Annotated in this window: 21 protein-coding genes; 17 read left to right on the top strand and 4 right to left on the bottom strand. The window is 30.4% G+C overall.

The genetic code is table 11. The features are described from left to right. Nucleotides 1-37 precede the first annotated feature (37 nt). Together ACTPNM_RS09085 and ACTPNM_RS09080 are read right to left on the bottom strand one after the other, a co-directional pair. Nucleotides 38-1,333 carry an MFS transporter gene (locus tag ACTPNM_RS09085; protein WP_028892072.1) on the bottom strand — a complete coding sequence of 432 codons (1,296 nt, stop codon included), beginning with the start codon at nucleotides 1,331-1,333 and terminating at the stop codon, nucleotides 38-40. Between the two features lie 68 nt (nucleotides 1,334-1,401). Further along, entirely contained in the window at nucleotides 1,402-2,211 is an 810-nt protein-coding gene (locus ACTPNM_RS09080; RefSeq protein ID WP_440121452.1) for a M48 family metallopeptidase, read from the bottom strand. A gap of 132 nt (nucleotides 2,212-2,343) precedes the next feature. On the opposite strand from ACTPNM_RS09080, the gene ACTPNM_RS09075 reads away from it, so the two are divergent. The 9 genes from ACTPNM_RS09075 to ACTPNM_RS09035 all read left to right on the top strand — a co-directional run bounded on the left by ACTPNM_RS09075 (nucleotide 2,344) and on the right by ACTPNM_RS09035 (nucleotide 11,387). After that, complete coding sequence (locus ACTPNM_RS09075; RefSeq protein ID WP_440121451.1) at nucleotides 2,344-3,216, top strand: alpha/beta hydrolase; 873 nt, start codon at nucleotides 2,344-2,346, stop codon at nucleotides 3,214-3,216. Beyond that, the gene (gene msrB / locus ACTPNM_RS09070; RefSeq protein WP_440121450.1) at nucleotides 3,213-3,680 is read left to right on the top strand and encodes a peptide-methionine (R)-S-oxide reductase MsrB; all 468 of its coding nucleotides are present in this window, start codon (nucleotides 3,213-3,215) and stop codon (nucleotides 3,678-3,680) included. Before ACTPNM_RS09075 ends, msrB begins: the two co-directional genes overlap by 4 nt. 53 nt (nucleotides 3,681-3,733) lie before the next feature. Then, nucleotides 3,734-4,288: a DUF1572 family protein gene (locus tag ACTPNM_RS09065; RefSeq protein ID WP_440121449.1), complete on the top strand. Its 555-nt coding sequence runs from the start codon at nucleotides 3,734-3,736 to the stop codon at nucleotides 4,286-4,288. A 171-nt stretch (nucleotides 4,289-4,459) separates the two neighbouring features. Beyond that, nucleotides 4,460-5,788 (top strand): signal recognition particle protein, encoded by a 1,329-nt coding sequence (gene ffh / locus ACTPNM_RS09060; RefSeq protein WP_274639775.1) that lies wholly within the window; start codon nucleotides 4,460-4,462, stop codon nucleotides 5,786-5,788. Nucleotides 5,789-5,877: 89 nt separating this feature from the next. Continuing rightward, on the top strand, nucleotides 5,878-6,762 hold the full coding sequence (gene folD, locus ACTPNM_RS09055; protein WP_440121448.1) for a bifunctional methylenetetrahydrofolate dehydrogenase/methenyltetrahydrofolate cyclohydrolase FolD: 885 nt from the start codon (nucleotides 5,878-5,880) through the stop codon (nucleotides 6,760-6,762). A 174-nt stretch (nucleotides 6,763-6,936) separates the two neighbouring features. After that, nucleotides 6,937-7,566, top strand: a complete 630-nt coding sequence (locus ACTPNM_RS09050; RefSeq protein WP_440121447.1) for a cation transporter — start codon at nucleotides 6,937-6,939, stop codon at nucleotides 7,564-7,566. A gap of 183 nt (nucleotides 7,567-7,749) precedes the next feature. After that, a complete protein-coding gene (locus ACTPNM_RS09045) occupies nucleotides 7,750-8,844 on the top strand; it encodes a helix-turn-helix domain-containing protein (protein WP_440121446.1) in 1,095 nt (364 codons plus the stop codon). Between the two features lie 119 nt (nucleotides 8,845-8,963). Continuing rightward, nucleotides 8,964-10,436 carry a serine hydrolase gene (locus ACTPNM_RS09040; RefSeq protein WP_440121445.1) on the top strand — a complete coding sequence of 491 codons (1,473 nt, stop codon included), beginning with the start codon at nucleotides 8,964-8,966 and terminating at the stop codon, nucleotides 10,434-10,436. Between the two features lie 288 nt (nucleotides 10,437-10,724). Further along, entirely contained in the window at nucleotides 10,725-11,387 is a 663-nt protein-coding gene (locus ACTPNM_RS09035; protein ID WP_440121444.1) for a hypothetical protein, read from the top strand. Nucleotides 11,388-11,567: 180 nt separating this feature from the next. Here the strand turns inward: ACTPNM_RS09035 and pepE are convergent, their stop codons facing one another. Then, nucleotides 11,568-12,275 (bottom strand): dipeptidase PepE, encoded by a 708-nt coding sequence (gene pepE, locus ACTPNM_RS09030; protein WP_440121443.1) that lies wholly within the window; start codon nucleotides 12,273-12,275, stop codon nucleotides 11,568-11,570. A gap of 213 nt (nucleotides 12,276-12,488) precedes the next feature. Between pepE and ACTPNM_RS09025 the strand changes: the two genes are divergently transcribed. From ACTPNM_RS09025 to ACTPNM_RS08995, 7 genes are all read left to right on the top strand, one after another. Then, nucleotides 12,489-13,019, top strand: coding sequence for a hypothetical protein (locus tag ACTPNM_RS09025; RefSeq protein ID WP_440121442.1), 531 nt, complete (start codon nucleotides 12,489-12,491; stop codon nucleotides 13,017-13,019). A 133-nt stretch (nucleotides 13,020-13,152) separates the two neighbouring features. Beyond that, complete coding sequence (locus ACTPNM_RS09020) at nucleotides 13,153-13,929, top strand: carboxypeptidase-like regulatory domain-containing protein (protein ID WP_440121441.1); 777 nt, start codon at nucleotides 13,153-13,155, stop codon at nucleotides 13,927-13,929. A gap of 4 nt (nucleotides 13,930-13,933) precedes the next feature. Beyond that, nucleotides 13,934-14,746 carry a carboxypeptidase-like regulatory domain-containing protein gene (locus ACTPNM_RS09015; RefSeq protein ID WP_440121440.1) on the top strand — a complete coding sequence of 271 codons (813 nt, stop codon included), beginning with the start codon at nucleotides 13,934-13,936 and terminating at the stop codon, nucleotides 14,744-14,746. A 4-nt stretch (nucleotides 14,747-14,750) separates the two neighbouring features. Continuing rightward, the gene (locus ACTPNM_RS09010) at nucleotides 14,751-15,527 is read left to right on the top strand and encodes a carboxypeptidase-like regulatory domain-containing protein (protein ID WP_440121439.1); all 777 of its coding nucleotides are present in this window, start codon (nucleotides 14,751-14,753) and stop codon (nucleotides 15,525-15,527) included. 91 nt (nucleotides 15,528-15,618) lie between these two features. Beyond that, nucleotides 15,619-16,416, top strand: a complete 798-nt coding sequence (locus tag ACTPNM_RS09005) for a carboxypeptidase-like regulatory domain-containing protein (RefSeq protein WP_440121438.1) — start codon at nucleotides 15,619-15,621, stop codon at nucleotides 16,414-16,416. Nucleotides 16,417-16,446: 30 nt separating this feature from the next. Beyond that, on the top strand, nucleotides 16,447-16,941 hold the full coding sequence (locus ACTPNM_RS09000) for a DUF6702 family protein (protein ID WP_440121437.1): 495 nt from the start codon (nucleotides 16,447-16,449) through the stop codon (nucleotides 16,939-16,941). A 71-nt stretch (nucleotides 16,942-17,012) separates the two neighbouring features. Beyond that, nucleotides 17,013-19,241 carry a M1 family metallopeptidase gene (locus tag ACTPNM_RS08995; RefSeq protein ID WP_440121436.1) on the top strand — a complete coding sequence of 743 codons (2,229 nt, stop codon included), beginning with the start codon at nucleotides 17,013-17,015 and terminating at the stop codon, nucleotides 19,239-19,241. A gap of 72 nt (nucleotides 19,242-19,313) precedes the next feature. Here the strand turns inward: ACTPNM_RS08995 and ACTPNM_RS08990 are convergent, their stop codons facing one another. After that, nucleotides 19,314-19,748, bottom strand: a complete 435-nt coding sequence (locus ACTPNM_RS08990; RefSeq protein WP_099214525.1) for a hypothetical protein — start codon at nucleotides 19,746-19,748, stop codon at nucleotides 19,314-19,316. Nucleotides 19,749-20,143: 395 nt separating this feature from the next. Between ACTPNM_RS08990 and ACTPNM_RS08985 the strand changes: the two genes are divergently transcribed. Then, nucleotides 20,144-21,739, top strand: a complete 1,596-nt coding sequence (locus ACTPNM_RS08985; protein WP_440121435.1) for a helix-turn-helix domain-containing protein — start codon at nucleotides 20,144-20,146, stop codon at nucleotides 21,737-21,739. Nucleotides 21,740-21,744 lie beyond the last annotated feature (5 nt).

The raw sequence follows: 21,744 nt of genomic DNA, 5'->3' as shown, positions 1-21,744 counted from the left end.
TTTTAAGTATTATTTGTGTAGCTAATATTGCACAATTTTATACTACATATTTTGTCTTTTTAAGTGTGCTTAAAATAATAAACGAAGCTAAAAAGAAAATAGCTAAACACAACACACTCCACTGCATAGAACCTGTAATTGCATTTAATGCTCCATATACAGCTGTTCCTAAAACAATTGCTATTTTTTCGGTAACATCATAAAAACTAAAATACGTGGCATGATCTTCTGTTTCTGGTAATAATTTTGAATACGTAGAACGTGTTAAGGTTTGAATAGCTCCTTGTACCAACCCTAATAAACCTCCTAACCCATAAAAATAGATATCAACATACTCTTGAGATTTATCTAAAGAAAAAGCACAAAAACAAACTAACATCCACACTGCAATCGTTACTTTTAAAGCAGTTATATTTCCCCATTTTTCTGAAAACCTTGAAAATAAAACAGCTCCTAAAATTGCAACAATTTGTACCAATAAAATGGTAATAATTAAACTCGTAGAAGACAGCCCTAATTCTGATGAACCAAAAATAGCTGCCATTAAAATAATAGTTTGTACACTAATACTCAATAAGAAGAAAGAAATTAAAAAGCGTTTTAAGGTTGGGTAATTTAATAGCTCTTTAATTACTATTTGTAACTCTCTGTACCCTTTCCATATATAGTCTTTTTCAGGTTTTTTGTTGTATACATTACCTGGTAAACGTTTAAAGGTAACTTGAGCAAATCCTAACCACCATAAACCTACCATAACAAAGGAAATTCTAGACGCCATTCCTGCACTAATACCTATAGTTTCAGGAAACATAATCATAGCTAAATTTATTAGTAGTAAAATAACAGAACCAATATATCCATATACAAAACCTTTGGCACTGGCTCTATCTTGTTGTTCTGGATGAGCTACCTCTGGTAAATAAGCATTATAAAACACCAAACTTGCCCAAAAGCCTATACTTGCTAAAACAGTAAATAAAATTCCAATCCACACAGTGTCTATTCCATCAAAAAAGTACAAACTCATTACCGATAATGATCCTAGTGTACAGAAAAACTTCATAAACTTTTTCTTACTTCCTGTATAATCTGCAATACCTGATAAAATTGGAGAAATAAAAGCTACTACTAAAAAAGAAAACGATAAAGCATAGCTATATAAACTATCTGGATGCTCCCAATCCATACCCAAAAAGCTTACTATTTTACCTTCCGTTACTCCGCTGTAATACAACGGAAAAACAGCTGTACTAATTACTAATGAATATACTGAATTGGCCCAATCATAAAATGCCCACCCATTAATTAACTTCTTGTCTCCTATTTTGTACATATAAATTCTAATAAAAAAAACCGCTCATTTAACATGAACGGTTTGCAATATACTATAATTTATCAATCTTATTTACTCGTAGGCACGTTGTATTTTGCCGCTAACTTTTTAGCTTCAGGTAAAAAATTTCTTAATGTCTGAATACGCGTTTGGTTAGATGGGTGTGTACTCATAAACTCTGGTGGTGCTCCACCTCCAGACCTTTCACTCATTCGTACCCATACTTCAGCAGCTTCTTCTCCTTTATACCCTGCCATGATCATAAAAACTAAACCTAATTTATCTGCTTCGGTTTCATGTTCTCTACTAAATGGCAACATAACTCCTACTTGCGTTCCTAATCCGTAAGCCATATTCCACATTTCAGCATTTTTACTATTTTGAGTACTTAATGCTAAAGCTACTCCTCCTAATTGTTGTAATTGTCCTGTAGACATACGTTCTTGTCCGTGTTTCGCAAATGCGTGAGCTACTTCATGTCCCATTACCGCAGCTACTCCATCTTCATTAGCACAAATAGGCATAATACCTGTATAAAAAACTACTTTACCTCCAGGTAAACACCAAGCATTAACTGTTTTATCTTCTACTAAATTAAATTCCCATTTATAGGCATCAGCTTCAGCTGACTTACCATTAGCCCTTAAAAAACGATCAACCGCTTCAGAAATATTTTTCCCTACACGTTTTATTTGATTCGTTTGTTTAGTATTAGTAGATAGTTTATTCTCTTCTAAAAACCCCTTGTATTGTGCAAAACTTGCTGGTAATATTTGAGCATCATTCACAAAATTTAATCTTTTTCTTCCCGTAATTGGCACAGTGCTACACTCTACTAAAAAAGCGGCTAAAAATGTTAGAGCTATAATTTTTTTCATTGTTTAATAGTTTAAAGTTCTATGTTCTTGGTTGTATCTTTTATGACACGAAATTAACTTATTTGTCACAAACTTGATAATATATTATGTCTTTAAAGCTACAAATTCTATCTTTATCTTAAAAACCAATTCATGAATTTTACGCATTCAAAAACAGCTATACCTAGTATTAAAATTCCTAAATCTGTAATATTTTCAGCTAAAGCTTTGCAGTTTATATCTGTAAGTAAAGCTGCTAAATTTGGGGCTAGGCTTTTTACGACTCCTGTTAACTTCCCTATTCCTAAAAGGGAAAAAGTAATGTTAGAGAGTGCACAAAAGAAAACAATAAATGTGCCATCTATTTCAAGAGATGTTCAAGTACTATCGTATGGTTACTCTACTAAAAAAGTATTATGGGTACATGGTTGGGCAGGAAGAAGTACTCAATTATATATGATTGCTGATAAGTTACTAGAAAAAGGCTACATGGTTATTTCATTTGACGGACCAGCTCATGGAAAGTCTACAGGAAAAACTACTGAAATGCCTGAATTTTTAGAAACCATTACTGAAATCAATAAACAATTTGGACCATTTGAAGCTGCTATAGGACACTCTTTCGGTGGTGTATGCTTGTATAATGCCTTTTCAGAAGGTTTTACTGTAAACAAATTGGTTACTGTAGGAGCGGCTGATAAAATATCAGATGTTATTTTAAACTTTACTAAAAACTTACAAGTAAAACCTATCATAGCCCGTAAAATGAAACGCTTATTTGATAAAAAATGGCAAAGAGATATTGATACTCATTCTTCAAGTGTAAAAGCTAAAAGTGTAAAAATACCTACTCTAGTAGTCCATGACTCATTTGATGGTGATGTTGATGTAAGTTGTGCTATAGCAATACGTCAAAACTTACAGAATGGAAAACTTTTAATTACTGAAGGCTTAGGACACACCAGAATTCTTCGTAACCCGAAAGTAGCTTCCAAAATTGTTGATTTTATAATTAAAGAACCATGAAAAAATTAGTTGTTTTATTCCTTTTAGCAATAACAGTTAGTACTACTGTAAATTCTCAAAACAAAAAAAAATACCCTGTAAATAAAACCAATAGTGAGTGGAAACAGTTGTTAACGCCAAAACAATATTATGTGCTTAGAGAAGCAGGTACAGAACGTCCAAACTCAAGTCCTTTAAATTTTAACAAAAAAGAAGGAACCTATGTATGTGCAGCTTGTAAAACCCCGCTATATAAATCTGAAAACAAATATGATTCAGGTAGTGGATGGCCTTCTTTTGATAGAGCTATTAAGGGAAATGTGGAACTTGACACAGATTATAAACTAGGCTATGCTAGAACAGAGTTAAAATGTAATAAGTGTGGCGGACATTTAGGACATTCTTTTAATGATGGACCTAAAAAAACTACTGGTAAACGCCACTGTATTAATGGAGTTGCTTTAGAGTTTATTCCTAAAAAATAATATTGTAAATTAAGGCTGGTTTTAATCAGTCTTTTTTATTAAAAAATTATGCCATGCAAAACTCCTATTTAGAAAGTATCAAAAAACAAATAACCTACTATAAAAGTTTAGGCGATAAAACTTTTAATCAACTTACTCAAGAAGAACTATTTTACCAATATAACCAAGAAAGTAACTCTATTGCTGTAATAGCTAAACATATTGCGGGTAATATGCTATCACGTTGGACCAACTTTTTTACTGAAGATGGAGAAAAATCGTGGAGAAATAGAGATGATGAATTTGTAAATACCTTTTCAACCAAAGAAGAAATGATAACCTATTGGGAAAAAGGATGGAATTGTTTTTTAAGCACTATTAATTCTTTAAAAGAAACCGATTTAGAAAAAATCATCTACATAAGAAACCAAGGACATACTGTAATCGAAGCAATTAATCGTCAAATTTGTCACTACCCATACCATATTGGTCAAATTGTATTTTTAGGAAAAATGTTACAAAACGAAAAATGGGAATCCTTATCCATTCCTAAAAATGCTTCAAAAAACTTCAATCAAGAAAAATTTAGTCAAGAAAAAAGTCGCAAACATTTTACGGATGATTTATAATATTTACTCCTATTCTTACCAAGAAAAGTAACTAAAAAAAGAGCTGCTGTGCTTCGCAATTATAAAAAAATGGACACTTTTATACAATAATGCAGAAAAAATCTACTAACAAATTGCTAAAAACTAACAACTAATAACTAAATTTGTGCCTCTAAAAAATGAAGCCGATACATGTTTAATAATTTAAGCGAAAAGTTAGATAAGGCGTTACATACGCTGAAAGGACACGGAAAAATTACCGAAGTTAACGTTGCGGAAACTCTAAAAGAAGTTCGTAGAGCTTTATTAGATGCCGATGTTAACTTTAAAATAGCAAAGAATTTTACCAAAACAGTAAAAGAAAAAGCCTTAGGTCAAGACGTATTAACAACGTTAAACCCTGGGCAATTAATGGTAAAATTGGTTAAGGATGAATTAACCGAGTTAATGGGGGGTGATACTGTTGGTATAAACCTAGGAGGTTCACCTACTGTAATTTTAATGTCTGGTTTACAAGGTTCAGGTAAAACAACCTTTTCTGGTAAATTAGCTAACTATCTTAAAACTAAGAAAACTAAACAAGTTTTATTAGTAGGATGTGATGTATACCGTCCTGCCGCAATTAATCAGTTACGTGTTGTTGGAGAGCAAATTGGAGTTGAGGTATATGCAGAAGAAGGAAATCAAAATCCAGTAGAAATTTCTCAAAATGCTATTAAGCATGCAAAAGCAAACGGTAAAAACGTGGTAATTATCGATACCGCGGGTCGTTTAGCTGTTGATGAAGAAATGATGACCGAAATTTCTAACATCCATAAAGCAGTAAAGCCACAAGAAACTTTATTTGTGGTAGACTCTATGACAGGGCAAGATGCTGTAAACACAGCTAAAGCCTTTAACGATGTATTAAATTTTGACGGAGTTATTTTAACCAAGTTAGATGGTGATACACGTGGGGGTGCTGCAATATCAATTAAATCGGTAGTAAATAAGCCAATTAAGTTTATAGGTACGGGTGAAAAAATGGATGCTATTGATGTATTCCACCCAAGTCGTATGGCTGATCGTATTTTAGGAATGGGAGACGTTGTTTCGTTAGTAGAACGTGCCCAAGAACAATACGATGAAGAAGAAGCTAGAAAATTACAAAAGAAGATTGCTAAAAATCAGTTTGGTTTTGATGATTTCTTAAATCAAATCAATCAAATCAAAAAGATGGGTAGCATGAAAGACTTAGTAGGTATGATTCCTGGTGCAGGTAAAGCCTTAAAAGATGTTGATATTGACGACGATGCTTTTAAAGGAATTGAAGCCATTATACACTCTATGACTCCTGAAGAAAGAAGTACTCCTTCTGTTATTAATGCGAGTCGTAAAAAACGAATTGCTAAAGGTTCCGGAACTTCGGTGCAAGAAGTTAACCAGTTAATGAAGCAATTTAATCAAATGAGTAAAATGATGAAGATGATGCAAGGTGGTGGCGGAAGAAAAATGATGCAAATGATGAAAGGCATGAGATAATATTAAATAAAAGAGAAGTTTTGTCGACTTCTCTTTTTTCTTTTTAAATTAACAACAACACACTGAATAACACACAACAACACACACAAATGATTTTACTAGACGGTAAAAAAACATCAGCAGACATTAAAGAAGAAATTGCTTTAGAAGTAGCAGCGTTAAAAGCTAACGATAAAAAAACACCACATTTAGCAGCTGTTATCGTTGGTAACGATGGCGCAAGTTTAACCTATGTAAATGCAAAAGTAAAAGCGTGCGAACGCGTAGGGTTTGAATCTACTTTGATTCGTCTTCCTGAAGAAACTACTGAAGAAGAATTATTAAACGAAATTGCTATTTTAAATATAGATAATGATATTGATGGTTTTATAGTACAATTACCCCTACCCGATCATATTGACGAACAAAAGGTATTAATGGCTGTAAATCCTGATAAAGATGTAGACGGTTTCCACCCTATGAATGTAGGAAAAATGGCGTTAAATTTACCAACATACATTTCTGCAACTCCTTTTGGAATTTTAGAATTGTTAGATCGTTATAATATTGAAACCTCTGGTAAAGATGTAGTAGTTATTGGTCGTAGCCATATTGTAGGAAGCCCAATGAGCATTTTACTATCACAAAAAAGAAAAATAGGAAACGCAACAGTTACTCTAACACATAGTAGAACCAAAAACTTAAAAGAGGTTACTAAAAGAGCAGATATTATTATAGCTGCTATTGGTATTCCTGAATTCTTAAAAGGTGATATGGTAAAAGACGATGTAGTAATTATAGATGTAGGTATTACACGAGTTGCCGACCCTTCTAAGAAAAGAGGTTTTAGATTGGTAGGTGATGTTGCTTTTAATGAGGTAAAAGAAAAAGCGTCTCACATTACACCTGTACCAGGCGGTGTAGGACCTATGACAATTGCAATGCTACTAAAAAACACCTTATTAGCTTGCGAACGTAGACAAGAAGAAGATTAAAAAAACACTTTATATATAATACAAAAGACTGCCTTTAAAAGCAGTCTTTTTTTTGTAGTAAAATTATATTAACCTCTATTAAAAATACTTATAAACCTTATTTAACTATCTTTTTGTTATATTGTTTAGTGTCAAGTTGTAAAAGTCTTGAGAAACAGAATAAAATAGATTTTAATGGCAGATAACAAAAGACTATATAAAATAGCATTTGGACTTGCAATATTTACAATAATCTATAACATTGCAGAAGGAATTATCTCAACTTACTTAGGATTTGAAGATGAAAGTCTTGCCCTTTTTGGTTTTGGATCAGATAGTTTTATAGAGGTTATTTCAGGACTTGGAATTGCCCATATGATAGTAAGAATTCAAAAAAATCCTAATAGTAAACGTGATGATTTTGAACGAACAGCATTAAGAATTACTGGAGTTGCTTTTTATATATTGGTTTTTGGACTTGTAGTAACTAGTATTTATAATATCTGGACAGGACATAAACCACTTACAACTTTTTGGGGAGTTGTTATTTCTATAATTTCTATCCTAATAATGTGGATATTGGTTGTTTGGAAAAGAAAGGTTGGTAATCAACTTAATTCAGCACCAATTTTAGCCGATGCAAATTGCACAATGGTATGTGTTTATATGTCTATAATTTTACTTGTGAGTAGCGGAGTTTATGAATTGTTTAGTATTCCTTATATAGACAGTATTGGAACACTTGGGCTTTCATACTTTGCCTTTAAAGAAGGAAGAGAATGCTTTGAAAAAGCTAAAAGCGATAAAAACTGCTGTTGCGATTAAATAAAAAGTCAACGTGTAATAAATATAAAACTACTACTCTCCTCCTTTATAACCCTCTACTTCTTAAACACCTGTTTAATTACCTTTTTTGTTATATTAGCCACCTTTGGCTACGATTACAAATAAATATAAATATTGCTTTTTGTAGCGTACAGAGAGATTACTCATAAAAACACAAGGCTATTGGAAAGTAAAATAGAACTTATTGAAAGTACTGGAAAGATTATTGTATTTATGATGATACTTCTTTCTGTTTTTCTTTTTACTGTTAAAACAAAAAATAAAGTGCCAAATACAATTTTTGGTATTTACTTACTGGTTGTTACATTTGATTTAATAGGATTATTTACAAACAAAACTCTAGAATATCCTGCTATTCAAAATTTAAAAGTAGCCTCTAGCCTACTACAATTACCTTTGTTCTATCTCTATGTATTATCAGCTTGTTATTCAAATTTTAAGATTACAAAAAAGCATGCTATTCATTTCTTCTTATTTATCCTTTTTTTAGTCATTTTTTATATTACGGATGCATCTAATCAGAGCTTATTACTTTATGAAATAGTCAGTGAAATACAATTTATTAGTTACATCATTGCCATATTTATAGTTTTGAAAAAATACAAAACAATCTATCTTGAAAACTATTCAAACGCCAATTATGCCGTTTATAAATGGCTTTTTCAAATTACATTATTTTCTTGCATAGCTCACTCATTTGTACTGCTAAGATGGTTTTTATCCAACTCTATCTATCAAGAATACGTTTTGAATATTAATCTATTAATAAGTTTTTCGGTTTTATCTATTACTATCTTTTTTGTGTTAAAAGCGTTGTACTATCCACAACTTTTTACGGGTATAAACATCAACTTAGAGCCACTTAGTACTACTTCAAAAAAGAAGACTAAGGCATTAAGTGCGAAAGAAAGCGAGGTTGAAAGCCAGTACTTAGAAACACTCATTACGTTTATGAATGATAAAAAACCGTATTTAGATTTTGAATTAACCTTGCAAAAACTGTCTATTAAAACCAAGATTCCAGAAAAAGAATTATCGCTATTAATTAATCATCATTTAGGAAAACACTTTTTTGATTTTATAAACGAATACCGTATAAATGATGCAAAAACACTACTACAAGCCCCTTCTAAAAAAGACCTTACGGTATTAGAAATCTTATACGAAGTAGGTTTTAATTCTAAGTCTTCATTTTATAGTGCTTTTAAAAAAGCAACAAATCAAACCCCTACGCAATACAGAAAATCAAGGGTTTAAACTTGGTATTACTTTTAATTGTACTCTTTTTAATCATAAAAAAGAGTCCGACTTTCTTTACTCGGACGTTTATAGACGTGTAATAATTCATATTTGCCTCAAATTAAAATTGTACAAACATGAAGTTTATTAACACGCTGATATTAATAATATCTATTCAATTCTGCTTTAGCCAACAAACACCAAAAGAACTAAAAGGTATTGAAAGTGAGATTAATCAATTGATGAAAAAATATAAAGCAGTCGGGGTATCTGTAGCTGTAGTTAAGAATGATAAAGTGATATACTCAAAAGGATTTGGTTATAGAGATTTAGAAAATAAACTACCTGTTACTACCAATACTATTTTTCCTATTGGGTCTGTTACTAAATCATTTACAGGATCTGTTTTAGGCATATTAGCATCTAAAAATCAAGTATCTCTAAAAAACAAACCGGCATTTTATCTTCCAAATTTTGAGTTTTATAACCATACCATGAACAATTTAATAACCATTGAAGACCTTTTAAGCCATAAGAGCGGAATAGGAAATCAAGGAACTACACAAATATTCTTTCCAGAAAAAGACAGATTAAAGATGGTACAACGTCTCAAATATTTAAAACCTGAAGCTGAAGTAAAAAATAGTTTTGCCTATAGTAATATGGCATACACCCTTGCAGGAACAATTATTGAGCAAGTTACAGGAGATAGTTGGGAAACCAATATTAAAGAAAAGATATTTACTCCACTAGAAATGACTAACTCATATACCATATTAGATAAAATGAAAAAAAAGTCTAATTACTCTTTACCTTATGGTATATATAAAGGAGAAATTGAGAAAGTAACCTTCGAAGAATTTAACACCATTAGCGCCGCAGGTGCTATTAAGAGTACTGTAAATGATATGGCTAATTGGATATTGACTTGGTTAAACAACGGCGTATATAAAAACTCTCAAATCATTCCTAAAGAGTACATAAAGAAAGCAACGACTCTTCAAAATAGTAACGAAGGAAATTATGAAAAAGACGCTTTTTTGTTCGGAGAAGGCTTTGGATGGCGTCTACGATCTAGCTACGGACGTTTTAGAGTTGAACACGGAGGTAATACCTATGGGTTTAGTTCAGATCTGGCACTATTTCCTTTTGAAAACATAGGAATTGTGGTTTTAACTAACCAAGATAACTCTCTCTTACCTTATATGATAGTGGACACTATTACAAGAAGATTATTTAATATTACCCCAGAACCTAACTATCCAGTTAATGTAAAAGAAATATATAAGCCTCTCCCTTATAAGCAATTTAATAAGGATAAAATGCCAACCCATTCTTTAAATTCATTTTGTGGCGCTTATGAGGCTAAAGGGTTTGGAAGAATAGATATTGTAAAAGAAAATGGTAAACTATATGCTATTTTACCTACCTATAAATTTCACTTGGAGCATTTAAACTATAATTCTTTTTTCTTAAAACCCACTAAAGAGTTTAAAGATGTATTTAACCCTCAATTTGACATTCAATTTATGAATAATATTAAAGGAAAAATTACATCATTAAAAATGTATTCTCAAAAAGAACCTATAGAGTTTAATAAGGTACAGTAAACTTGTGTGAGTAGATTTCCTCCAAAAAAAACACCTTATTAGCCTGTGAGCATAGACAAGAAAAGGTCTAATAAAACAACTTTATATATAACACAAAAGACTGCTTTTAAAAGCAGTCTTCTTTTATAGAAAACAGTTTATACATTTCTCTTGCTCGACTATTTAATTACCTTTTTTGCTATATTAGCTAGCTCAAATTAAAAATTGCAATAATCACGTTTATACTTCCTTTTTAGGATATATAAAGGCACTAAAAGTGTTTATATAAACCCAGATTAAAAAAATACTATGAGTTCTACTATAGGAATAATACCTACTAAAAATACCGAAGTTACTTTTGGAGAGATAATAAACCTGTCTGAAAAATACATTAACTCCTCTCTAAATACAATTCAATTAAAAGAAAAAATTAAACTTCAAATACATATTCTAAACTATGATAAAGTTGAAAATAAAGAATCTTATCATGAAGTTGATTTAACAGATATATTTGAATGGAAAAAAAATCAATTACTCATCTTTTCTATTAAAGGTGTTTCTGGTGTTATAAAAACTGATTATGATGTAATATTTGACCCCGAAACCTCCCCTGATGACCCTTGGTGGAAATTAAATACGTATAAGAATGAAACCAAGACTATTCTTAACTTAGAAGATAAACTTGAAAAAGCAAAAAAAACAAACAAATCATGGTTTTTACATCGTTCAGATGAAAAGGACAAAGTTATAAATATTTGTGGTGCTATTATTAGTGCTTCTATTGCTGAATTAACCTCTGCCCTTATATCTTCTACTGACCAAACATGGGGATTTGGACAGTATTTTGTAGAAAAAGAAGAGTTTTTAAACTTTTATCTTCATCCAGAAAAGAATATTACTGCCCCTTTAAAGCCAGAAAAAGTTATAAATAACTCAAGTTTTTGGGACAAACTAAAAAAACTATGGAGTTAGCTTAAACTTATATTTATAATGAGTAGTAAAAGAAAATTTTACATATTAAGTTCAGTTATAAACTTTCTGTTAATATTCTTTGCTTTCATTGTCTACCAAACAACACATATTCAATAACTAAAAAAACTCCAAACAGCAGTTTGGAGTTCTCTTTTATAAGTTATTCTCTGTAAAATCGTATTAAAAATACTGGCTAACCTCAGTATCAGTAGGCAACTCTACTGGTTCTTTTCCTTGTTTAAATAAACGTGCGGTATAACTTCCTCTTAACGTAATAGTTGCTCCGTTAACCTCTAACCAACTACCTTCACGTAGTCCTAACACAGGAGTTTCGTTAAATATATGATACTCTTTAATACGCGTTTCTCGTGTTTCGCCCATGTGGGTAGAGTCTGGATTAGGATCTAAATAATGCGCATTGATATTAAACGGAATAAACCCTAAGGTTTTAAAACTCGGTGGATATACAATAGGCATATCGTTCGTATTCATCATAGTTACCCCACAAATATTACTTCCTGCACTGGTACCTAAATACGGAGTTCCGTTTTCAACTGCCGTTGTTAAATCTGGTAGTATATCATTTTTATATAATTGGTTTACCAGTTCAAACGTATTACCTCCACCTGTAAAAATTGCTTCAGCTTTTAAAACAGCATCCTTTGGGTTATCAAACTCATGTATTCCAACCACTTCTTTACCAATTGTAGCAAAAGCTTTGCGAGCTACAGAAGTGTATTCATCATATGTTTTACCACTTGCGCGTGCATACGGAATAAATAGTATGGTAGTTGCTTCTTTAAAAAAATTAGTTAAGGTGGGTAAAATATATTCTAGGTATCCACTACCATGAACGGTAGATGTACTTGCTACAATTAGTTTTTTCATTTTTTATTTTTATTAAATGTTTAATAATTTACTTTTTGTTTGTGCTAAACGTATGTTTTACAACCTACTATAAACACTACGTTCTACAAGTATTTATGGCGAAAATATACAGTTAAAAATAAACCGTAAAATTATTTGATAAATAAAGTAGGGTTATTCAAGTCCTAGTTGTTTTTGTAGGTGTTATTTTATAAATCAAAAGCATATAAAACTATGAAAAAATTATTTTTCCTTTTTACAATTACATTATTATTCTCTTGTTCAGATTCTGTTGAAATACCTATAAACGAAAATGCTTCAATAAAGCCTGAAGGTACTTGGAATTTAACTAGCTTAACTTCTGAGTATACAACTAAAGTTACTTCGCGTGTTTTATCTTATGAGAGTAAATCTAATATACATGGAGAGGACTATAACTTTTCGTTTAACTTTTTACAAAACTCTAATAAGTATACAACCAAAGGAGCTGTGAAAATAGTAACTAAAACAAAGATTAATGACAAGGTAGAAACTACAAACCATAATGCAACTGCTATACAAGGTTTAAGTGCTGGTAAATGGGAAGTGAAAGGAAATGAACTAATATTTAAAAACGGTAATAGTAATATAATACAATCAAAATTTACTATTGAGTCGTTTTCTAAAAACAGAATGGTTTTAAAACAAGATTTATCTGAAAACAAGGTAGAAAACAATGATGTTATTGCAATAACAGGAACTGCTACTATTGTGTTAGAAAGATAACATTTTATACTTTTTATTAAATGCCGTAAGACCGTTTGAAAGTTATTGTTCAAACGGTCTTTTTTCTTTGTTTAACAAAAATTTACCATGTTCTTAAAACATTTTTAAGACTGCTTGGTGGTTTATTTGTGATATGAGAAAATTGTTACTTGTTCTTTTTATTTGTTTTTCTTGTGTTGCCATCGCGCAAAACACCCCTAAAATTATTACTGGTACTGTGTTTATAGATAGTATTGCTACACAAGATGTACATCTTATTAATAAAAAAATGGCCATTGGTGCGGTATCTAATGAAAATGGACGTTTTGAAATTTTAGCTGCAGAAAATAATACCTTATTAATTTCTCACCTTAACCTAGAGTATAAAGAGGTTACCATTACTAAAGAGCATATAAAAGCTAAAAACATTGTAATTTTTGTTGATAGTAAAACACACATGTTAGATGAGGTAGTGCTAGAAAGACAAAAAAGTATTTTAGAAATTGATAGCGATATTCTTACCAATGCTCCTATTGTTAATGCAAAAACCCTAAAACTCCCCTATGCTAATGTTATACAACCAAAAGATGAAAAAACAGTAAAAATTCAATCGGGAGTAGCAATTAGTTTAACTGGCCTTATTAATGCTTTAAATGGAAAAAACAAGCTAAAAAAACAATTAAAAAAGGCAACTATTGAAGATAAAAATATTGAAAAAATTAGAAAGCACTTTACCGATGGCTTTTTTGTACAACAACTAAAAATTAAGAAAGAAAGCATTAATCAGTTTTTGCAAGCATGCATTTCAAAAGGAATTATAAACCTATATAATAAAGATAAAGTTTTAGAGCTTACAGCTGTTTTAATTGAAAATAGTAAAACCTCTCCTTACCTATTAGAAAATGAAAATATAAGAGTTACCAAAAAATAATTGCATGATTAAACAACTACCCATCACACTTTTACTTCTTATCACATTAGGTGCTACTGCCCAGAAAAAAAGAAAGTTCTTATACGGAGTTTTAAATGATGAACTTGGTGTTATACCCAATGCTCATATTATCAACCTAAATACCCAACAAGGTACATTTAGTAATGATTTAGGTAAGTTTAGAATATTGGCAAAGTCTAATGATACCTTACAGGTTTCGTTTGTAGGATACAAAACTAAAAAAGTAAAGGTTACGAGTCTTCATTTCGGAATGGAAGAAAACAAAATTAAACTGATTAAAGTTCCTTTTGAATTAGATGAAGTGGAAGTTAAAAAACACAACTTAATAGGTTCACTTGCTATTGATGCTAAACAAACTCCTAAAGATATTGGCATGGAAAAAGCTAAAAAGGCTTTGGATTTTTCTATGATTAATTTTCAAAACCCTATTATTATACCTATTGATGAGATTGATAAAATGGGGGTTCCTAATATGAGAAAAGTAACTGACCCTACTGCTAAATTTGCTGGTGTTGGAGGCGCAATTAGTTTAGGGAAAGATAATTATTCTGAACAGCTAAAAAGAACCCGAAAAACAATAAAATTTAAAGAAAGTTTTCCTAAAATGCTGCTCTCAGAATTTGGAGAATCCTTCTTTTTTAAAGAGCTTAACATACCTAAAGACAAGTATCTTCATTTTTTAGAATATTGTAATCCGTTAGGAATAGAAAAATTATATAAACAAAAACAACTCTTAAAAGTGATTGCTATCTTACAACAAGAAAGTAAGAGCTATTTAAAAGTAATTAGTAACTAAACACATGAAGAATATACTCCCTTCAATTATTTGTCTGTTTTTTATAGTAAAAGCCTACACGCAAGACAACCGAAAATTTTTATATGCCACTGTACAAGATGAAGTAAGTGCCGTTTCTAACGCACATGTTATTAACCTAAACACTAAACAAGGAACCTTTACTAGTAATAATGGTGAGTTTAGGATTTTAGCCAAGACAAATGATACTTTACAAATTTCGTTTGTGGGCTATGAAACTAAAAACTTTGTAGTAAACATAAATAACTTCGGAATACAAGAAAGTTACATACAACTAAAAAAAGTACCTATTGAACTGGATGAAGTAGTGATAAAAAAACATAATTTACTCGGGCATATTTCCTCAGACACAAAACATATAAAGTCTGAAAAAGAAATTAATGCCGAAACATTAAACCTGCCCTTTGCCGGTTCTAGAATACTTACTCCTGCTGAAAGGAGGTTACACACTGCTACTTCAAGCTATGGAGGTATAGCAATTGACCCTTTACTAAATTGGATTTCAGGTAGAATTAAAAAGCTAAAGAAATTTAAAGCTATAGAAGACAGAGAAAAAAGAATAGAAAATATACGTAACAACTACCATATAGTTATTGAGCATGAAATAAAAATACTAAAAGAGGATATTGACAGGTTCATCTACTTTGCCGAATCTGCCAATGACTTCAATACTCTTTATTTAAATAATGAAGTAGCAATGATTACATTTTTACAGCAAAAATCAGAAGAATTTAAAAAGCTAAATCCTAAAAAATACAATTAAAACACCTCTTCCCTATTTGGTTATTTAAGTTACGCTTTCTTAAAATATTTTGTACCTTTAGGTGTATACTAATCTAACCTTATAAAGTACCATGAAAAAAGTTCTAATAACCTTATTGTTTTTATCTCAATTAGTATTCTCTCAAGAAGAACGAAAAACACTTTTTGGAATTGTTTATGATGAAAACGGTGTGTTAGAAAATGCTCATATTGTTAACTTTTCAACAAACCAAGCAACATTTTCTAATGATAAAGGAGAATACAGACTTTTTGCCAGACCTACCGACTCTATAAGGTATAGTAGTATAGGTTATAAAACTATTTATGAAAAACTTACCAAAGCAGATTTTAACACCTACAGAAAAAGAACTACTCTTGAAAAACAAGATTATGAACTAGATGAAGTTTTACTAAGAAACAACGAACTTTCAGGAGAGTTAGCCAAAGATCTTAAAAAAGTAAAACGTGATAAAAACTTAGAAATAGCAAGTAAAGCTACCGACTTTTCTAATGTTAACTATACTAATTATCACTCAGACGATTATATAAGCAAACATGTAAAGCCTAATGAGGTTAGAGTAGATCCTACTAAAGCTTTTGAAGGTATGGGTACTACCAATACATTTCCAGTAAAAGACTCCGAAAAACTATGGAAACTTCGTAAAGAATTAGCTTTTAAAGAAAGTATGCCTACAAAACTACTTAATGAATTAGGTGAAGACTTCTTTTTTGGTGAGCTTAAAATTCCTGTAGATAAATATTATCACTTTTTAGAATATTGTAATCCGTTAGGCATAGAAAAACTCTACCAAAACCGTGAAGTGTTAAAAGTGATTAAAATTTTTAGAAAAGAGCATACAGAATACCTTAAAATTATTGGAAAACACTAATTTGGCGCAATAATTGATTTTTAATCAACCATGAAGAAAGTTATCATCCTTTTATTAGTACTTCCATTACTACTATCATTTACCTTACATAAATACTATGTTGCCTTAACTGAAATTGAATACAGAGAAGATACTCAAAGTGTTCAAATGATTATGAATGTTTTTATGGATGATATTGAACTTGCCATAAACAAAGATTATGACACCAATCTTAAAATTGCTACTAAAAATGAATTATCGTCTATTAATGAATATTACTATAAATACTTAAAAGCTCACTTTAAAATATTTATTAATAATGAAGAAAAAGCCTATAATTTTATAGGTAAAGAATATGATGGTAACATTGTTTACTTTTATTTAGAAATTGAAAATGTTTCACTCCCAAAAACAATAAAAGTAGAAAACAATATTTTAGTAGATCACTTCCCTGATCAACAAAACCTTATTAAAGCAACTGTTAAAAAAGAACGTAAAAGTTTGTTTTTATCGAGTGATAATTATAAAGGTTTGTTAAATTTTTAATAAACCTTCTTTTTTAGTAATAAGATTTCATTAACTTTCCGCTTATTTATTCAAAAACTAATAAGCATATAATGAGAAAATATTCTACGCTATTATTCTCGGCACTCTTTGTATCCGCTTCCTTATTTGCCCAAGAAGCTCCTAAAAAAGAACGCCAGCAAGGTCATACCGACCAAAACAAATTTCGACAATTAAAAGATGTATTAGCAACTCCTAACGATCAACGTACAGCATCAGGAGCGCCAGGTCATGCATACACGCAACAAAAAGTTGACTATGTAATGAGCTTACGTTTAGATGAAGCTACAGACAGGTTATACGGAGACGAAGATATTACTTACCACAATAACTCTAAAGACCATTTAGAGTATTTATGGTTACAGCTAGATCAAAATATGAGAGCTCCAGATTCTAAATCGCCTTTAGCAGAATCTAAAGGAGCTAATGGTTTTCAAACTCCTGATAAGTTTGTGAGTGAAAACATGGACAAGCCAAAAGCTTTCGGTTTTAATATTGAAGCTGTAAAATATGCTGATGGTAGAGATTTACCTCACACTATTAATCGTACCATGATGCGAATTAATTTGCCAAAGCCTTTGGCTCCAGGTGAAATTTTCAAATTTAAAATCAAGTGGAACTACTTAATCAACAATTCTGTTGAAGACGGTGGTCGTTCTGGTTTTGAGTCTTTCCCTGACGGAAATAAAAACTACACAATTGCTCAGTTCTTCCCAAGATTATGTGTTTATAATAATGTTGAAGGATGGCAAAACATGCAATTCTGGGGTCGTAGTGAATGGGCTTTAGAGTTTGGTGATTACGATGTAAAAATTACAGTTCCTGCTGACCATATTTTAGAGGCTACTGGTGAGTTACAAAACGAAAAAGAAGTCTTAACAAAAGAACAACGCAAGCGTTTTGAAAAAGCTAGAAAATCGTATAAAAATCCTGTATTTATTGTAACGCAGGCTGAAGCTGAAGCAAACGAGAAAAAAGGAACTACAAAAACTAAGACTTGGCATTTTAAAGCTAACCAAGTACGTGACTTCGCTTTTGCTTCGTCAAGAAAATATATTTGGGATGCAATGGCAGTAAACATCAACGGAAAAGATGTAATGGCTATTTCATTATATCCAAAAGAAGGAAATCCTTTATGGGAAGAGCACTCAACTCGTGTTGTTGCTAACACTTTAGAAGAGTATTCTAAAATGACTTTTGATTACCCATATTCTAAAGCTATTTCTGTACACGCAAAACGTCAAGGAATGGAATATCCAATGATTTGTTTTAACTATGGACGTCCAAATCCTGATGGAACGTATTCTGATAGAGTTAAAAACGGAATGATTGGAGTAATTACTCATGAGGTTGGTCATAACTTCTTCCCTATGATTGTAAATTCTGATGAGCGTCAGTGGACTTGGATGGATGAAGGGTTAAACTCTTTTGTAGAAATTTTAGCTGAATTAGATTACGATCCAAACTTTAATACTGGTAATTTACCTAAAGATATTGTTCGTTACATGAGTTTAGATCAGAATAAGTTAAGTCCAATTATGTCTCAAGGTGATTATGTGCATAATTTTGGACCTAATGCTTATACTAAACCAGCAGCAGGTTTATATATGTTACGTCAAACAATTATGGGACCTGAATTATTCGACTATGCTTTTAGAACTTACTCTAAAAGATGGATGTTTAAGCACCCTACTCCTGCTGATTTCTTTAGAACAATGGAAGATGCTTCTGGTATGGACTTAGATTGGTTCTGGAGAGGTTGGTTCTATACAACTGATTATACTGATATTGGAATTAAAGAGGTTAAGCCTTTATATTTAACCAATAAACCAAATGAAAAAACTAAGAAGTTACAACAACAATATCCTTCTTACTTTGCTCAATTAGGTAAATTAGTATACTTAACTACTGACAAGGAAAACGCTGATAAATCTGAAGTAGAAGCATATATTAAAGGGTTACCTTCTGATAAAAAAGCTAGCTTAAAAGATATTCCTAACTATATGTATCAAGTAGAGTTTGAAAAGCCAGGAGGTTTAGTAATGCCTATTATTGTGGAGTTAACATATGCTGATGGTACTAAAAAACGTGAAACCTTCCCTGCTCAAATATGGAAGAAAGATGAACGTAAAGTATTCAGAGTATTTACTTCTTCTCAAGAAATTAAAAGCATTGTTGTAGATCCTGATTTAGAAACTGCTGATATTGATACTTCAAACAACAGCTGGCCTAAACAAACAACAAACAAATTTGATGCTTTTAAAAACAAAGCAAAAAATTAATAAGGTTACAAAAACCTAGTCATAAAAAAAAGCAGCCTTTAAGGCTGCTTTTTTAACTTATCATCTTAATTATTATTTACTAAATAACTTATTTACTTCTTCATAAGTAAGTAATTTAGAAACTGTCATAATATCTGGATCTCTACTTACATATTGTTGAATTTGTAACATAACAACTCCATCAACCTTTGTATATTTTAACCAAATTACATCCCCGTTTGCTTTAATTTTATAAGGATCTCTTGGGTTTTCTTCAAAACCTTTTACGATTATTTGATGTAGTTTTTCCACATCATTATCTAAGTTTTTAAAAGAAAAATGAACATACTCGTGAATAGGATCATTAATATTCTTATAATAAAAGTTATAAGCTTCGTTTCCTATTTTCTCTAAATAAACATACTCTATCTTTCCTACTATTTCAGTTTTAGTAGTTTCAATAAATTCAATTTGAGAATACGAAGCTACAGAGAATAAAAGACCTGTTAATAAAAGTAGTTTTTTCATAAAATTTAAGGGTTTAAATTTGATATTGTTTTTAAGTTTTTAAATATAACTAAAACAACAACGTTTTTTACCTATAAAAAGTATTTTATCTTTTTAATTATCGTCTAAGTTCTTTTCTTTTATCCGAACATTATTTACTATGGTAGCCTGTTTATAGACTAATAACACTCTATAAATCATTAAAAAAGAACAAAACAAGCAGCTTATTAATAGCTCAAAATATTTAAATATTTTTTATTTTGCAGTTCCTATTAATTCTTTAACTCCTCTGAAAAATCATGTTAAAACAAATTTCGTTTCTCTTCTTAGTATTTTTTACTTGTTTTGTTTCCTTCTCTCAAACAACAAAGAAGTATAGCGAGAGTGATTTAAAAGATTTTAAAAAAAAGTTTTACTTGAATAGAGAAATTGGCGTTGATAGCTCTCTATATTATATGAATAAGCTTTTACAAAGTAATAATGTTGCTTACAAGACTTTTGGATATGCTGCTACAGAATATTTAAAAGTAAGAGAAAAACAGCCTATAAACATTCCTTTTAAAGATAGTATAAATAAATATCTACCCAAGATAGCCAAAACTAATGAAAACCTCTCTCTACTCTTTGATATCCATATATTATTAGGTAATTCTGATAAAAGAAAAAAGTTAATTAAATCTGCTTTACAAAATTATATAGCAGCTGAAAACTACGCTTTTTTAGCTAAAGATATTGAGCGAACTATTAAAATTAAAGGTAATATAGCGCTCATTTACCAAGATATGGGAGAGTTGGACAAAGCTCTTAATAAAGCAAAAGAAACTCTTGAACTTATAGAAATAAATAAAGACGCTCTTTCTAATAAATACTATAGTAGTAAGTATAAAAGAATGTTTAATGTTGCCGCTATTTATGCCACCTTATATAAAAATAACAAAAAGCAACATCAATACGCAGATTCTTCATTACATTACTATAACTCCATACTAAAAACAAAAGAGTTTAATCTTAATAGCTATTACACTGGCAAAGTTTATTATGGTAAAGGGACTATCTATACTTTAAAAGAAGAATACTCTAAAGCCAGTTCTTTCCTTGAAAAAAGCTTAGAATTATTTGAAAAAAGTAAATCACAATCGTACTTGTATAAAGGTTATTATAATAATGCCTATAATTATTATATGTCTAATAATCTAAACAAAGCAAAAGAGAACTTTCTAAAGGTTTTAAAAATAAAAAAAGACACAATTCTAGATTACAATTATTTACACACACATTATTATCTTTCTAAAATTCACTCTAAGCAAAATAAAATAGATTCTGCTAAATATCATTTAAACACTTTTATTATTGATTATGAAAAACTTACTTCAAGAAAAAAACAGCAAATCAATGGAGCCTACAAGATAGATCTTGATAAAAAAATAAAAGAGTTAAAAGAGTTAAAAGAATACATTGCTAACAAAAGTTTTTATTACAGAACAATTTTTATAATACTAATCCTTACTCTACTAATTATTAGTTTTCTAGTTTTTAAAAATTCTAAAGAAAAAAGAAAAGCTAATGAAAAATTAGATGAATTATTAGCTAAAATCTCAAAAAAAGAAGACTTAAATGAAAAATCTTTTTCATCATCTAATACCGTAAAAATAAAAGATGAACAACATCAACAAATTATTAACGGTTTATTAAAAATAGAGGAGAAAAAATACTTTTTAAAAGAAGAGTTTAACCTGTATAATGCGGCAAAAAAAATAGGCACTAATACTACCTACCTATCAAAAATCATTAAAGATTATAAAAAAATGAGTTTTAATGATTATACAAATGAGTTACGAATTAATTATATTATTGGAGTATTAAGTAATGACAAGAAAGTGAGATCTTATACAACTCAAGCTATTGGAGAAATAGCTGGATACAAGAACTCTAAGTCGTTTACTCGAATTTTTAAAAAACATATAGGTATAACTCCTTATCAATTTATAGAAAAAATTAATAAAGAGTTATAGTGTTG

This window comes from Tenacibaculum sp. Ill (genome assembly GCF_051938915.1).
In the GTDB taxonomy this organism is placed as follows: Bacteria; Bacteroidota; Bacteroidia; order Flavobacteriales; family Flavobacteriaceae; genus Polaribacter; species Polaribacter larymnensis.
Note: the sequence above shows the minus strand (reverse complement) of the source record. Positions and strands in the feature narration are given on the sequence as shown.